The 14,726-nt window shown below is 65.2% G+C and carries 14 protein-coding genes and 2 pseudogenes; 9 read left to right on the top strand and 7 right to left on the bottom strand.

Translation table 11 applies throughout. The features are described from left to right. Positions 1-49: 49 nt before the first annotated feature. Both AC0WRY_RS02220 and AC0WRY_RS02215 read left to right on the top strand, forming a co-directional pair. Positions 50-427 carry an Hpt domain-containing protein gene (locus tag AC0WRY_RS02220; protein WP_194405483.1) on the top strand — a complete coding sequence of 126 codons (378 nt, stop codon included), beginning with the start codon at positions 50-52 and terminating at the stop codon, positions 425-427. A 100-nt stretch (positions 428-527) separates the two neighbouring features. Further along, positions 528-776, top strand: coding sequence for a hypothetical protein (locus AC0WRY_RS02215; protein ID WP_194405482.1), 249 nt, complete (start codon positions 528-530; stop codon positions 774-776). An 81-nt stretch (positions 777-857) separates the two neighbouring features. Here the strand turns inward: AC0WRY_RS02215 and AC0WRY_RS02210 are convergent, their stop codons facing one another. Beyond that, positions 858-1,481: a LuxR C-terminal-related transcriptional regulator gene (locus tag AC0WRY_RS02210; RefSeq protein WP_491122604.1), complete on the bottom strand. Its 624-nt coding sequence runs from the start codon at positions 1,479-1,481 to the stop codon at positions 858-860. Between the two features lie 343 nt (positions 1,482-1,824). On the opposite strand from AC0WRY_RS02210, the gene AC0WRY_RS02205 reads away from it, so the two are divergent. Together AC0WRY_RS02205 and AC0WRY_RS02200 are read left to right on the top strand one after the other, a co-directional pair. Beyond that, entirely contained in the window at positions 1,825-2,988 is a 1,164-nt protein-coding gene (locus tag AC0WRY_RS02205) for a hypothetical protein (RefSeq protein ID WP_491122603.1), read from the top strand. A gap of 691 nt (positions 2,989-3,679) precedes the next feature. After that, entirely contained in the window at positions 3,680-4,888 is a 1,209-nt protein-coding gene (locus tag AC0WRY_RS02200; protein ID WP_491122602.1) for an EAL domain-containing protein, read from the top strand. 88 nt (positions 4,889-4,976) lie between these two features. Here the strand turns inward: AC0WRY_RS02200 and AC0WRY_RS02195 are convergent, their stop codons facing one another. Next, positions 4,977-5,837, bottom strand: coding sequence for an NAD(P)H-dependent oxidoreductase (locus AC0WRY_RS02195; RefSeq protein ID WP_491122601.1), 861 nt, complete (start codon positions 5,835-5,837; stop codon positions 4,977-4,979). A gap of 90 nt (positions 5,838-5,927) precedes the next feature. On the opposite strand from AC0WRY_RS02195, the gene AC0WRY_RS02190 reads away from it, so the two are divergent. Beyond that, positions 5,928-6,869, top strand: coding sequence for a LysR family transcriptional regulator (locus AC0WRY_RS02190; RefSeq protein ID WP_491122600.1), 942 nt, complete (start codon positions 5,928-5,930; stop codon positions 6,867-6,869). An 8-nt stretch (positions 6,870-6,877) separates the two neighbouring features. On the opposite strand, the gene AC0WRY_RS02185 is transcribed toward AC0WRY_RS02190, so the two are convergent. Further along, positions 6,878-7,738 (bottom strand): DMT family transporter, encoded by an 861-nt coding sequence (locus tag AC0WRY_RS02185; RefSeq protein ID WP_491122599.1) that lies wholly within the window; start codon positions 7,736-7,738, stop codon positions 6,878-6,880. Positions 7,739-7,900: 162 nt separating this feature from the next. Here AC0WRY_RS02185 and AC0WRY_RS02180 point away from each other — a divergent pair, with 162 nt between their 5' ends. The 4 genes and pseudogenes from AC0WRY_RS02180 to AC0WRY_RS02165 form a co-directional block, all read left to right on the top strand. Continuing rightward, on the top strand, positions 7,901-9,277 hold the full coding sequence (locus tag AC0WRY_RS02180) for an aminotransferase-like domain-containing protein (protein ID WP_491123535.1): 1,377 nt from the start codon (positions 7,901-7,903) through the stop codon (positions 9,275-9,277). A gap of 147 nt (positions 9,278-9,424) precedes the next feature. Continuing rightward, complete coding sequence (locus AC0WRY_RS02175; protein ID WP_491122598.1) at positions 9,425-10,087, top strand: hypothetical protein; 663 nt, start codon at positions 9,425-9,427, stop codon at positions 10,085-10,087. A gap of 35 nt (positions 10,088-10,122) precedes the next feature. After that, positions 10,123-10,641: pseudogene (locus AC0WRY_RS02170) on the top strand (hypothetical protein); the annotation flags it as partial. A gap of 957 nt (positions 10,642-11,598) precedes the next feature. Beyond that, positions 11,599-11,712, top strand: a pseudogene (locus AC0WRY_RS02165) (SEC-C metal-binding domain-containing protein); the annotation flags it as partial. On the opposite strand, the gene AC0WRY_RS02160 reads toward AC0WRY_RS02165, so the two are convergent. From AC0WRY_RS02160 to AC0WRY_RS02145, 4 genes are all read right to left on the bottom strand, one after another. Then, the gene (locus AC0WRY_RS02160; RefSeq protein ID WP_194405472.1) at positions 11,709-12,314 is read right to left on the bottom strand and encodes a GDYXXLXY domain-containing protein; all 606 of its coding nucleotides are present in this window, start codon (positions 12,312-12,314) and stop codon (positions 11,709-11,711) included. The pseudogene AC0WRY_RS02165 and the gene AC0WRY_RS02160 overlap by 4 nt on opposite strands. Next, positions 12,311-13,582, bottom strand: coding sequence for a DUF2157 domain-containing protein (locus AC0WRY_RS02155; RefSeq protein ID WP_194405471.1), 1,272 nt, complete (start codon positions 13,580-13,582; stop codon positions 12,311-12,313). The genes AC0WRY_RS02160 and AC0WRY_RS02155 overlap by 4 nt, the downstream gene beginning before the upstream one ends. A gap of 113 nt (positions 13,583-13,695) precedes the next feature. Continuing rightward, positions 13,696-13,980 (bottom strand): YciI family protein, encoded by a 285-nt coding sequence (locus tag AC0WRY_RS02150; protein ID WP_194405470.1) that lies wholly within the window; start codon positions 13,978-13,980, stop codon positions 13,696-13,698. A 10-nt stretch (positions 13,981-13,990) separates the two neighbouring features. Next, positions 13,991-14,590 carry a TetR/AcrR family transcriptional regulator gene (locus AC0WRY_RS02145; protein WP_194405469.1) on the bottom strand — a complete coding sequence of 200 codons (600 nt, stop codon included), beginning with the start codon at positions 14,588-14,590 and terminating at the stop codon, positions 13,991-13,993. Positions 14,591-14,726: the final 136 nt, after the last annotated feature.

Below are 14,726 nucleotides of genomic sequence, written 5' to 3'. Positions count from 1 at the left end.
CCTCGCGCGGGACGTACCGCGCGACAATGACCAATGATCAGGCAAGGCCATGTTTGACGTCACCATCGCGCCCGCGCAGCAAGTGCTCGATGCCGAACCCGCACGCGAGCCGCGCGCCTATGAAGCACTGGTGCGCGAGATCGGCGAGGATGGTGCGAGTGAAGTGCGCGACGTGTTCTGGAGCGAGACCTGCGCGCGCCTGCAGCTCTTCCGCACGCTCTCGCTCGCGCAACACCACGCCAGGATCGCGCGCGAAGCGCATTCGCTGAAGAGCGCGGCCGGAACGTTCGGCTATGTCAGGCTCGCGGCGCTGGCGCTCGTGCTGGAGAAGACCGCGGACAGGCTCGGCGATGTCGAATTCCGCGACCTGCTGGACCTGATGGATGCCGCCTACGCCGCCGCGCGCGCACAGGAGCCGCCGCGCTAACCACTCGGGCGTGCATTCCCGCCGTACTTCTACGGCGTGCGATTTTTAGAGATGGCTAATCATAGGTGGCGATAGTCCCGGAAAACCAGGAGGGTTTTCCATGTTCACCTACGAGACCGCGGACCAGAAAGAGGTTCGCCGCTTCCGCATCGCTCAGTTCAACGGCCGCATGGCGACGGTGAAGGCTGGCGAGTCGACGGTGACCGGCTTCGTGCGTTCGGTGCTGGAGCAAGAATCGACCATGCCTCCCCGCTGGACCATCACGATCATCCCGAACGGGCCGAGGGAAGAGATCAAGCCGCTGCGCCCCGCCTCGCGCGCGCGTCCCTTCGCCGAGGACTATTTCTGAGCGCGATCGGGCTTTCCGGACTTCCGGAGAGAGATCTCGGGTCTTGCCGGCGCCGCCTGCCGGCAATGCAACACGCCAGCCTCAGTCGATTGAATGCAGCAGCGCCGCACGGACGAGGTCCGCGGTGTTGCGCGCACCGAGCTTGCGCATCGCCTCGGCCCGATGGCTCTCGAAGGTGCGCGGACTGATCTGCATCCGAAGCGCGCCCTGCTTGTTCGAGTAACCTTCGCTGATCAGCCTCAGCACCTCGCGCTCGCGCTTGGTCAGGCGCTTCTGGCCCGCCAGGCCGAGCAGTTCGGTGCTCGGCACGCGCTGGGCGGGCTGTGCGCGCATCGCCTTGGTCTCCGCGTCCTCGACGCTGGACGGGATCGGCAAGCCGCCCTTGCCAGGGCCGGCAAGCTGCTTGACCAGGCCGCAGACGCGCTCGGTCTGCGCCAGCGCATTCTCGACCACCCGCTGCAGATAGGCACGGTCGCCGGTCACAGGCGCGAGCTGATCGCTGTGATGCTTGATCTCGCCCATGTAGAGCAGCAGCGCGGTCAGGGGGCCGTTGAGCTCGCGGGCGATGGCAGCGGCCATTTCGTCGGCCGCCTTGGCCCGGGCGGCGCTCAGGCGGACGAAATCGAGCTCTTCAGTTGGAGCAGCGCTGCTTTCGTACCATTCCGACGGCCGCGAATCGGTGGCCGTATCATTCTGTGACCCCATGTCACTCATTTAGCGGAACCCGGGGCGCTCTGTGGTTAACTTTTTGCTCCGTAAGACTACGGTGATTTTGACGGTTTTGCGCTAAAACGGCGGCGTCGGCACAATTTGTGCTTGAGTTATGTTGCCCTCGCCCGCGCAGAGGTTGAGTTTCCCGCCGAATTCCTGACTAATTCTTGGGCAGACAGGCGAAAACTCCTTAACCGCTGTCTTCGCCCCGAGGGCGCCCCCCGGTTTTTACGGAATAATTAACGGCGACTTGCTTCTCTTGGGGTTGAGAGCGCGCAAATGCCTCCACGCATTGGGCCCGCACGCCCGCGGGAAACGCTGCGAAAGATTGCGTGCCATGAACGAGATCGATCGGCTGTCGGAATTCCTGCAGAGGCTGACGCCGCTGTCGCGCAGCTGTCTGCTCAGCGAACTCGAGCGGCTCGAGCTGTGCGGCATCGACATGCCGGGCTCGGCTGAGATCCAGTCGCGACTGCGCGCCGAATTTCGCAAGGACGGATCGACCCAGGCGCGCGCCACCAGCCCTTCGCGCTACTTCTTCGCGCCGCTCGAGTTGCTCCTGATCGACGGCGCGCCCGAGCACGCCAACATGGGGCGGATCTCGCGCAACACCCTCACGCCGATCTGGGAGTGGATCTGCCGCGATCTGCTGCCGACCATGGCACGCGACTACATCAAGGCGATCGGCGACCAGGTCGTCGCCAACAACCCGAAGGAAGTCCTGAAGATCGCGTCGACCTTCCAGACCAAGGTCGTCAAGGTTCTCGAGAGCACGTTCGCTTCGGAGGAGAGCGCCGAATTCGCTCGCGGCAAGCTCGCGCAATACACGGCATCACGCAGCGCCTTCGACGACGTCAAGAAGATGCTGCATGTGCTGCGCGCCGGCAATGCGCTGCCGAAATTCAACGAGAAGCTGCCCGAGAAGATCGCGAAGTTCGGCGACGGCCAGGTTGCCCAGATCACCGCGCAACTCGACGCCTTCAAGAAGGCCCATCCGGAAGCACTGCCCTTCGCGCTGGCGCTGGTGGCGCGGCGCCTCGCGACGTCCTGGCAGTTGGCGCGCCTCGCCACCAAGGCTGCCGCGAGCAAGAGCGCCGCTGACGTCGCCGCCACGCCCTATGCCTGCGTCATCCCCATGGTGCTCGACCGGCTCGACGACAAGCGCCTCGCGCTTCGTGTCGCGCTCCGGCACAACCGGGTGCTGGTCGCGCGCGATCTGCTCGCCGATATCTACGACACCGAATATGCGCTCAAGGTGCGCATCGACGGCATCGAGAATTGCGAATGGGGTGTCCGCCTTCAACAATTGATGGACGCGATCGCGGCCCTGGTGTCCGCCGAGGTCAGCCGCTTCCCGTCCAATGTCGGCCATATTCTCGGGTCACGCCGGCTGCGCAGCCATGACACGATCGGCGGCAAGCTGACCTATCTGGCCTGGAAGGGGCGCGACGCGATGCAGGACGGCGCCGCAGCGTTTCGCAAATTGATCGGACAGAGCTGATATCGCACGTCGCGCTTAATGCGCGCGAGGCAGGCACAGGAAGCGATCGAGAAATCGCCCTGACATCACGACCCTGAACCACCAATACATCAACCGCCGCGTCGTCATTGTCGCAAATCCTCGACAGCCCACCACCGGCTACGCGGAGCAATAGCGCAAGTGCAGCAATACGCGTGTGATGCGTTTCACATTCGCGGCGGCACGCGCGGCCGCGTTGTCGCAGCATCTCCGCGCGCACTGGCGAAACATGCCCGCACCGCGCGAACGCGAACCGTCCCCTGCCCGCCCTCGCTCGTTGGTTAGGGTGGACGACTGACACACTGTCCACGGACGGCGCTCCATTCACCATCGGCGTCGCGCACGGCCGGTCGCGCATCGCAAAATGGCGTCTTAAATTAATCTTCCGATGGTGTTGCAGGTGCTTCGAAAGGATACATCACGTCATCGCTCACCAGCGTCCGCCGGCGCGCAGGTTGCGCCCATGTTGCGCGATCGAAGATCTGCATGCGCGTGCAGCCGTTGCGCGTGAGGTGCTGGGGTATGCGAGTTGTTTTCGAAGAATTCGTCGAAAAATTAGCTCGAGTTGCAGGGTTTAACGTTACTCAAATAATTCAACAACGATGTGAAGCTCACCTTATTTGAACCCACGCTCGCCGTTTAAGAAACCGTCACGGAACGGGAGTGGTATACAATGAACGATGGGATGGTTGAGCTCGTCGGACGAAGGCCTGTGACCTTCGGACGGCGAAAGGTGACGCCGCGCGCCTGCGTGGCCGACAGCAAGCGTCACTTGCGCGCCTTCCTCAGCGAAGTGCTGGAGGATCTCGGCTTCGTCACCAGCGAATGCGCCAGCGCGGACGAGCTGCAGACCGTGCTCGCCACCGAATTGCCGGATCTGATCCTGCTCGGCGTCGCCACCGACGGCATCGAGCCGGGACGGTTTCTGGAGATATTGGTGCGTGAAGCCTTCGCCGGGAAAGTTTTGGCGGTCGGCGCGCGCGAATCCATCATCGTCAGGGCCGTGCGGCAGGTCGGCGAGGAATATGGCCTTGCCATGCTGCCGCCGCTGACCACGCCCTTTGCCGCGGAGACGCTGCGCGACCGTGTCGCGATGCTGCTGCCGGACGAACCGGCGCCGAGCCCGGCCGTCCATGTCGGCGAAGCCCTGCACGCCGGCTGGCTGGAGCTCTGGTACCAGCCCAAGATCGACGCGCGTACGCTGGTCCGCAGCGGCGCCGAGGCGCTGGTGCGGATGCGGCATCCGACCTGGGGCGTCGTGCCGCCGGCCTATTTCATTCCGGAGCCGCACGATCCGCATTTGCGCGACCTGTCGGAGTTCGTGATCGATCGCGCCATGCAGGACTGGCACTATCTTCTGGAACATCAAAGCCCGGTCGATCTGTCGATCAACCTTCCCGCCTCCTATCTCAGGGATCCGCAGGCGGTGCGCGATCTCTGCCGCCGCGTGCCGACGCATCCGGCCTTCGGCGGGCTGACAGTCGAGATCGACAGCGAGGAGGCGATCCGCGACCTCGATCTGCTGACCGAGGTCGCGCGCGAGGTCGGCCTGCACAATATCGGCCTGTCGGTCGACAATCTCGGCGCCAACTGGCCGGCGCTGATGGAGCTCGACAGAATTCCCTTCGTGAAGCTGAAGGCCGACCGGCAATTCGTCACCGGCAGCGGCAATGACCGGCTCAAGCGCACGGTGTGCCGCCACATCGTCGAGCTCGCGCAGGGCTATGGCGCGCGCAGCGTGGCGCAAGGCGTCGAGAGCCGCGCCGACCTCGTCGCGGCCAACGAGCTCGGCTTCGACCTCGTGCAGGGCTTCCTGTTCGGCAAGCCGATGCCGCTGAAGAAGTTCGCCCGTTCGACGCTGACGAAAACGGTGATGGAGTAAGTTCGCCTGCGGCTCACGTCGTTGAAGGCGCGCGAGACTTGTCGGTCTCGCCCGCGCCTTCGCCGGCCTGCCCTTGCAATCTTCGCGCTCAGGCTTTCGCGGCGCAGGCATCCGCCGGCAAGTGAACACCCGCCTCTCTCGTCGAGTCTCTCGGCGCGGTGCTGGCCTCGGGCGCGAGGTGGATCGCAAAGCCGCTCGCCGCGGGAGGCTCGAGCCCGGGGCGCAGCTGCATGCTTGGAATCAGGTAGTCGCCGCCGTTTTGGCGCCGATACGGAATGGGCGAGGCCGTCGCAAGCGTCCTGACCCTCTCCCGCAAACGTTCGGCCATCGCGTCGAAACCGGCTTCGTCGAGCTTGTCGGCCTTGTAGACGACGAACGGCGGAAGGACGTCGTATCCCGGATAGTAGAGAATGCCGTGATGGATTGGAAACAGCAGGTCGTCGATCGGCCCGTTGATTCCGCGAGCCGAGTAATGCTCCTGCCAGCCGCCGGTCGTCACGATCAGCATCGCCCGTTTGCCCGCCAGCTTGCCTTCGCCGTAGCGATCGCCCCACCGCGTGTCGCTGTGCTCGCCGACGCCATATGCGAAACCATAGGCGAACACGCGATCGACCCATCCCTTGAGGATCGCAGGCATGCTGAACCACCACAGCGGGAATTGCAGAATGAGCGTATCTGCCCATAGCAACTTCTCGATCTCGCCCCTGACGTCGGGGGTGAGCGTGCTGCTTTCGAAAGCCTGCTTGGATGCAGCCGCGGGCGCAAGCCGCGCATCCGTCGGCAGCGCCGGAAAGTCGGCGCGGCCGAGGGCCGAGGTCCAGCCCTGCGCGTAAAGGTCCGACACTCGCACGTCGTGGCCCTGCGCCTCGAGCTCTCGGACCGCAACATCCCGCAGCGAGCCGTTGAGCGATCGCGGCTCCGGATGCGCAAAAACTATCAATACCTTCATGATCGGCACCATTCGTTGAGGATGTCCCGCAGCTAGCGCGGCCCCCTGCAATCCGCTAGATGACGGTAATGGATAGGATCATACCGAAAAATGGATAGATCGGAGGTCAGCCTCGAGCGCATGCGCAGCTTCGTGAGGGTCGCCGAGCGGGGAAACCTGTCGGCCGTCGCGCGCGAGCTCGGCGTTGGCCAGTCCAGCGTGACGCGGCACATTCGGGAACTGGAGCAGGCCGTGGGCGTGCCGCTGCTCACGCGGACCACGCGCAGCGTGACGATGACGGAGGAGGGGCGCCGCTATTATGCCGATTGCGTGCAGATCCTGCGCCTGGTCGAGCACGCCGGCGACGAGGCACGCAGCGCCCGCGGCGCGCCCGCCGGAACGATACGGATATCCTGCACCGCGGCGTTCGGCGTGCTCCACGTCAGCCGTCTCATCTTCGCTTTCCAGGACCGCTATCCCGATGTGTCGGTGGACCTCAACCTGACGGACGAACGGGTCGACCTCGTGAGGGAAGGTGTCGATGTCGCGCTCCGCCTGGGGCCGCTCGCCGAGAGCTCGATGAAGCTCAGACCCCTGGGGCAGTCGCGGCGGCTGCTTGTTGCCGCGCCCGACTATCTGGCGAGGTGCGGCAGGCCCGCGTGTCCGCAGGACCTCGCAAGCCACCAGGGAATCAGAATGTCCAACGTCGCCGGCAGTGATGTGCTCGTGCTGCAAGGCCGCCGCGGCGGACGCCATGAGGTCCCGTTCACGGGGCGATTGCGCGTGGATCACGGACTTGCCGCGCGAGAGGCGTTAGCGGCCGGCCGCGGCATCGGGCCCACGCATCTCTGGCTCGTCCACGATCTTCTCGCGGCCGGCAGGCTCGAACGCGTGCTCGCGGACTATTCGCCGCCTCCCGTCCCGCTGAGCCTGCTGATCGTACCGGAGCGCTCCGGCGTCGCACGGGTACGGCTGCTGGTCGATTTCCTCGCCGGGCAGATCGCGCGAATTCCCGGAATCGAAAAGGCCCGATCGGGCAGGCAACAGAGCTGACGTCGCCGTCAGGCAAACCGCCGCGCGAAGAACACGCAGGCGACCACGAGCATGGTCGCGGCGATCATGCTCCAGGCGACGGGCTCGTGCAGCAGAAGGCCCGCGAGCGCGAGGCCGAAGAACGGCTGGAGCTGTTGCAACTGGCCGACCCGCGCGATGCCGCCGAGCGCGAGGCCGCGGTACCAGAAGATGAAGCCGACGAACATGCTGAAGATCGAGACGTAAGCGAGCCCGACCCAGGCGGGCACGCTGATGCCGCTCCATGCGGACGGCCAGGTGAGAAGCGCGACCGGCAGCATCAGCGGCAGAGCAAGCAGCAGCGCCCAGGAGATCACCTGCCAGCCGCCGAGCCGGCGCGACAGCGCCGCGCCTTCGGCATAGCCGAGGCCGCACAACACGATCGCGGCCACCATCAGGAGATCGCCGGTGAACGAGGCCGATCCGTCGCCGGACAAGGCAAAGCCGGCCACCGTGGCACTGCCGAGACCCGCGAACAGCCAGAACAGCGGCTGCGGCCGCTCGCCGCCGCGCACGACGGCGAAGACCGCCGTCGACAATGGCAACAGGCCGATGAAGACGATGGAATGCGCGGAGGTGATGTGCTGGAGCGCGAGCGCGGTCAGCAGGGGAAAGCCGACCACGACACCGACGGCGACGATCGTGAGGGAGACGAGATCCTCGCGCTGCGGCCGCGCCTGACGGAGCAGACCGAGCACGGCAAGACCGATCAGCGCCGCGATGACCGCGCGCACCGAGGTCAGGAACAGCGCGGAGAAGCCGCCGACCGCGACGCGCGTCGCCGGCAGGGAGCCGCTGAAGATGATGACGCCGAGAAGTCCGTTGCCCCAGCCGCTGCCCGCAGATTGCATCGCCGTCTTATTCTCCTGTGTCGCGACACTGGGCCCTCGGCGGTGGCGAGACCAGTGACAATCCAGTACAATCCGGCAAAACTGTGTGGGTATGGAAGGTCATACACTTTGGACAGCGAGGCGCAAACCAGGGGACGCGGCGGCAGGCGGACCATCGACGTGATGAGCGCTATCCGCGCCAAGGTCGCCGGCCGCGCGCTCGGTGCCGGCGACCGCCTGCCGTCGATCCGCAGCTTCGCCGCAGCGATGAACGTCTCGCCCTCCACGGTGGTGGAAGCCTATGACCGCCTCGCCGCCGAAGGCCTGATCCGCGCCCGTCGCGGCTCGGGCTTCTATGTTGCGCCGGCGATCATGCCGCCGCTTGCGCTTGCCGAAGGCGGGCCGCGGCGCGACCGGGAGGTCGATCCGTTCTGGGTCTCCCGGCAATCGCTCGATGCCGAAGCTGGCGTGCCAAAGCCCGGCTGCGGCTGGCTGCCGGCGAGCTGGATGCCGGAGGCGGGCTTGCGCCGCGCGATCCGTGCGCTCGCACGGACCGATGCGGATCTGTTGACCGACTATGGCAGCACCCGCGGCGGACTTGTGCTGCGCCGGCTGCTGCTCGCGCGCCTCGCCGAGGATGCGATTCACGCGTCCGTCGATCAGCTCATGCTGACGGGCTCGGGGACGCAAGCCACCGACCTCGTCTGCCGCTTCCTGCTGCGTCCCGGCGATACGGTGCTGGTCGACGATCCCTGCTACTTCAATTTCCGTGCGCTGCTGCGGGCGCATCAGACCAGGATCGTCAGCGTGCCCATGACGCCGACGGGCCCGGACATCGCGCGCTTCGAGCAGATCCTCGCCACTGAGCGTCCCAGGCTCTACATCACCAATTCGGCCCTGCACAATCCGACTGGCGCGACGCTGTCGCTTCAGACGGCGCACCGTCTGCTGACGGCGGCCGCGGCGCACGACCTCACCATCATCGAGGACGACATTTTCGGCGACCTCGAGCCGGAGCGCTCGCCGCGGCTTGCCGCGCTCGACGGGCTCAATCGCGTGATCCGCATCGGCAGCTTCTCCAAGACGCTGTCGGCCTCGGTCCGCTCCGGCTACATCGCCGCGCGGGCCGATTGGATCGAGCATCTCGTCGACCTCCAGGTCGCAACCAGCTTTGGCGGTCCCAGCCCGGTGGCGACGGAGATCATCGCGAAAGTGCTGGCCGGCGGCGGCTATCGCAAGCACATGGACGAGCTCCGGCAAAAGCTCGCGAGCACCCGGCGGGACGTCGCGCGAAAACTTGGGGCGATCGGCATCGAACCCTGGCTGATGCCGCGCGGCGGCTTCTTCCTGTGGTGCCGCCTCACGGGCGGGCAGGACGCCGCACAACTCGCGCGCGCGGCGCTCGCGGAGGATGTGGTGCTGGCACCGGGCAACGTGTTCAGCGTGGCGCAGACCGCCTCGCATTTCATGCGCTTCAACGTGGCGCAGATGAACGATCCCCTGGTGTGGGACGTGCTGCGGCGGGCATTGAAAAAGCACTCCCGAAACAATGGCGCCTGATCCGCGGCAACGGGATTAAGCAAACTGAAACGCCGATACGGGCTAAGTGGGCAAAAAGAGGTTGCGGCATGGGCCCGCTGGATTAAGCTGCGCAGTGTAAATTTCAGCCGGCCACGGGTCGGTCACATCATTAGCTGAACGACATTCATGCGCTATTTCATTCTCGCGGCAATTGCCGTTCTCGCAATCTGCAATTGTCCGGCCCAGGCCGAGACCTTGCAGAAGAAATACGGCCCTGGATGGAACTGCAGCTACATCTCCTTCGACTTGTATGAGCTGTACAAAAAATGCATGGACTGCGACAAGGGCGGAGAGGATGTCGCTGAAATCGGCTGGAATCAGGGACAATGCGTCAGCAGGCTCTCGTTGAGAGAGAATCTCGTCACCAGGCCGAACTACGAAAGTCCTCAAGAGGAACGGATGCGGCTGAACAGCGCCGCCGCCGCCGCTCGCGAGCTGATGGAGCTGCAGCGTTGGCGAAATCAGCGCACGCCACTGGAGTCGGACGTTTCGGGTGACGGTGGCGGGCGCGTGGCTCCCAGCGCCAGGAAGCCAAATTCCTCCCCGAGCGGACATTCCTTCCCAACCAGAGAATCGGGCGTCAGCGGCTCCGGCGAGCCGGCTGGCTCGAGCTCGAATTCACCCAACATCGGCTCAAAGCCATCCGCGTCGAACGTCAGCGGGCCAACGCGTCCCTCAGCTTCGGCGCCCGTCGGCGGCGTGCACATCGGAGCGGCGCCGATCGGGACGGAAAGCGACCTGAGCGAACTCAGGCGCAAGATTCTCAATTTGAAGAAGCCGGATACTTGACCGAAGAATTTATAAGGGCGGGGACATAGACTTCCATGATGCACAAGGTGCTTGTCGATCGGCGCGGTTTTCTGGCGTCAGGAGTGAGCGCGTTAGTCCTGCAAAAGCCCCTGGCTGCGACGGCGGCGGACAAGTCGTGCAGCGTTCCCGCCGCGGTTTCGAAAACGGACATGCGGGCGGAGGTCGCCGTCTCGCTGCGCGAGGCGTTGAAGCGGGCGAAATCGGGCGGGTCAAAGCGGCTCACGGGATTGACCCGGATCGATACCGTCTGCCGGGACGATGACTACGACATCCTGCTCTGCGGCATTGCCGAGAAGGGCCAGCCGGATCTTTATCTCGACGATCTCATCGTCGCGATCAGGTCGGCCGCGAGGAAGTACGGCAACATCGAGCCGGGCATCTCTCTGGATCCGGACAGAGATCAAACGCCGCATCTCGACCAGATTTCGGGGCGCGATGCAGCCGCGAAGCAGCAATATTTGCGGATGTGCTCCCAACAGCCGCAAAAGGTTCGCGTCGACTCCCTGCCCAGGCATTGTCGCGTGACGAAGGTGCTGGTCGAAGCCGACTATCGCATGAAGCAGGTTTCGCAGGGCACGCTGCAATTGCCGGTCAGTCCGCCCTTGCCCGGGACGTTCGCGCGCCGGCTCGATCAGTCGCGACAGATGCTGCGGGCCGGCACGTCCATGGGCGATTGGAGCAGCCGGCGCCGGTTCTGGTTCGAGCCAGGCAAGTTCGAATATTCACACGACTACCAAATAGCGTCGCTGCAGTCGGCCCAGGTGATCCTCAGCGACGCCGATGCCAATGCGGATGCAGGCGCCAAGAACGGAAATGAAGATCCCATCGCAAGGGAGTTCGCCTGCGACTGGACCGCCCGCATGGAAGAGACCATCCGGGCCGAGCCGATCTGGCGCGACATGTACAATATCTACCGGCATTTCGCGATCGCACATATCCTGAAGGAGCGGAACCTCCACCATTATGAGCTCACGCGGCTGATCGACGCTCACGAGATCGATCACGTCGAATTGCCCGATACACTTCCAGGCCTGGGGCGTTGGGAAACCATCGAGGAGACCAAGGGCAACCGTCGCATGACGCTGGTCTCATCGGTGTGCGGCGGGGTGTCGCTCGGCCTTGCATCGCGCGTGACAGCAACCCGGATCAACTCTGAAAGCAATTCTCCGTCGCAGATGGCATTGCTGTCGCGGGCCGTCATGCTCTCGCGGCCGGAAAAGACATCGGTGAGCTGGAGCATTCCCGCGACGGCGCTTCAAGCCGCCGCAAAATGGTATGTGGAACGGGAAGAGCAGCGCCAGCAAGCGGCCAGAGAGTCCGAGGAGCGGGACCGCAAGCAGGCTTTCGACACCAAGCTGGGCATGGCGCTTCTGGGCGGGTTCGTGGTGACCTCATGTTTCGTCGGATGGCTGATGAACCGCCGAAACGCCCCGGCCGCTTCATTGCCGGCCGCAGCTTCGGATGGATCATCGACGCTCGTCATGAAGATTCCCGCCGAACCGGGGTCGTCGGCGGAGGTTGCAGGCTTGCGGCGCAATGACCCTTGCCCGTGCAATTCAGGAAAACGCTACAAGCATTGTCACGGCGCGCACGAGGCAACCTAATACAGCGGTTCCTCATACACCGGCTGTCCGTCGAGCAGCAGCCGCTTGATGGCGGCGCGGCCTGAGGGCAGCACGGCGGCGACGATGCGCAACTTCTGCTGGTTGCGGGCCTGCTCGAGCTTGCCGCCCTCGCCTTCCGGCACGAAATAGCTTTCAAGGCCGTATTTGACCGTCAGCTTGTCGCAGAAGGTGCGGATGTGCGATCCGCAGGAATAGCTGACGCGGCCGCGGATCAGCACCTCGGGCGCGGTGACCGGCACCGGCTCGGCATGCGCGGAAACGGCGGCGTAAACGCCGTCGGCGTTGGGCACGAGCTTGACGAACACGGCGGGGTTGCGCGACTCCGCCGGCTTGCCGGCGAGCGCGCCGGCCGCGACCTGCGAGATGTCGTAGCGCAACACGACATAATCGCCGCGCAGGAGATCGCGCGGATCGACCGGCTGGGTCTGCAGCGTGACCTCGGTGCCTTCGCGCAGGATCTGCACGCGGTCGACCACCATCAGCACCAGCAGCAGGCATTGCAGCAGAACGGCGACGCCGAACAGCACGGGCTTCGGGATGCGCTGCCAGAGCGCGGACATGGATGTGATCAGCTGGTTCATCGTGCACTCCTCGGCAGCGCGCGGTTGAGCGCCGTTGCGAAGGCGACGGCGACGATGCCGGCCGCCGCAAGGAACGCCGAGCGGGCGAGCAGCGAGCCCTTCACCGCCCAGGTGATGCCGGCGATGACGCCGGCAATGCCGAGCCAGCCGGCCACGATGCGCGGCCGCACGTCGTCGAGCACGCCGGAGACGACGAGGCACAGCATGGCGCACAGCAGCGCGGCATAAGCGAGCCACGGCTCGCCGGCTGTCGCGACCGGCCAGAGCGGTGCGGCAAGCAACACCAGCCCGATCGCGCAGGCTGCGAGGATCTCACCTTTGCGCTTGGTGAGCGCGGCGGAGACGAGTGCGAGGACCACGCCGGCCGCTCCGCACAGGATCGCCCACAAGGGCTGGGCGGATCCCGCGCCGGTGCGGAAGCGGATGATGTCGTCGACCGTCGTGACCTCGAGGACCGCGGCCGCGGCGAGCGAGAACGCGCCGTAGATCGACAGCACGCTCCCGAGTTGCAACGCCCGCGGCGAGGGCGCAGCTGCGATCGCAAGCCCGGCGCCGAACAGCAGGGCCGCGCTGTTCGCGAGCACGAAGGACGGCTGCGGCCCGTCGAAGTCGAAGCGCAGCGAGGTGGCGATCCACCACGGCAGCACCGCGAGCGCGACGAGGTGGGCCGCGACGCGGGAATTCCACGCGAACGCAAGGCCGGCGGCGAGCAGCCAGACCGCCAGATACGGAAGATGCAGGATGTCGGGCGCATCAATGATCCGCATGCAGGTCCAGATGCCGGCGGCGGCGAGGCCGACCGCAAGCGCCCCGCGCGAGCCGGTGAGCAGCGCCGCGGCCAACGCGCCGATCGACCACAGCAGCATGCCGCCGGCAAAGTCGTCGCCGAGATGATACATCTGGCCGACCAGCGCGATGCCCGCACCGAAGATGATCGCACCGATGCTGGCGCAGAGATCGGCGAGAACCTCACGCCCCCGCGCAGCGAACCAGGCGCCGAGAGCAGAGGTCACGACCATGCCGGCGATGAGGATCGCAAACCGCAGCAGCCGCGCGATCTCCGTCCAGTGCGCGGCGACGAAGGCGAGGAACGCCGCCGCGATCAAGAGACCACCGACGATGCCGACCACCACCGCGATATTGATGCCCGCAGGCAGCGGCGGCAGTGCATGGCGGATCGCGGCGGCAGCCGCCGGCGCAATCACGCCGTCGGCCTCCCATCGCGCAAGATCGGCGTCGAGGCGGTCGCGGTAGGTCTTCTCGAACATCGGGGTGGGTTACCTCGGGCCCGCCGGAGGGCGGGGCATTGCTGGGTCGGGGCGGGCGCGGCGTGGGTTCAACTGGCCTGCGGAAGGCTGAGCGATCGGCCAGCATGCGCAGCTCAGGCCTTGAGAAAGGCGAGCCGCTCGTCGGTACGCCCAGGCGTGATGGCGTGGATTTCAGCATTGACGACGCCCTCGGCGACGAAGGGGTCGTCCTGGACCCTCGCCGCGATGTCCTCGGGCGAGGCATTGTGCGCGAGGATTGCGCCGCCGGCGTTCGGTTGAAGACTTCCCGTCAACAGGAAGACGCCATCGTCGAAGCCCCGTTTGATCCAGACATTGTGCCCCTCCATGAAAAGAGGCGCCTTGGCCTTGTCCGCAAAGCGAAGGGTGATGACAAACATGATCTCTCCATCAAGCAAGTTGTTGGGCGTTTGAATTTGGAGCGCCCCGACTTTGGGCAAGCACCCACGCGTCCAAGTCCGCAACTTCGCGGCGGATGAACGCTTCATCGCGGAACGCGGCGGCGAGCGTCGCAACGCCTTGGCTGCGCATCAGGACGTGCAGGGCCAGCGCATCCGCATCTGCTTCACGCCCGAGTTCGGTGAACTGGCGGCGCAGCCAGTCGCGAAACAATGTGAACAGGGCAGCCGCGTCGGCCCTTGCGATATGATCCAGCTTTGCCAATTCGGTGCACAGCGTGCCGACCGGGCAACCGAACACCATGAGCTTGGTCCGGTTCGCGATGAGGATGTGGACGAAGCTGCGGACCCGATCCACCGGCGAAGAAGTGCTTTGTTGCCAAGCATCGAGCATGTTGAGCGTATCGGCCACGCGCCGCGCGATCACGGCGTCGAGAATCTCGTCCTTGGTCTTGAAGTGGTAATAGAAGTTGCCGCGCGACAAGCCCGCCGCCGCTGCGATGTCAGCGAAAGAGGTCGCGTCGAAGCCGCGCTCATAGAAGAGCCGGTCGGCGACTTCTACGATCTGCTGGCGAGTTTCGCTGGCGCCCATGGCTGCTTCACGATCGGTGCGGACGGCAAGACCGCACGTAGGACAATTGACCTAAGAATTAGGACGAACGTCCTACAAAATCAAGGCCAAGCATCCGTCCCGCATTCGCGCGACGAAGCTGTCCATGAGGGAATGC

It is taken from the genome of Bradyrhizobium sp. T-12 (assembly GCF_058314695.1).
The sequence above is the reverse complement of the archived record's forward strand: the minus strand, read 5'-3'. Positions and strand labels throughout refer to the sequence as shown.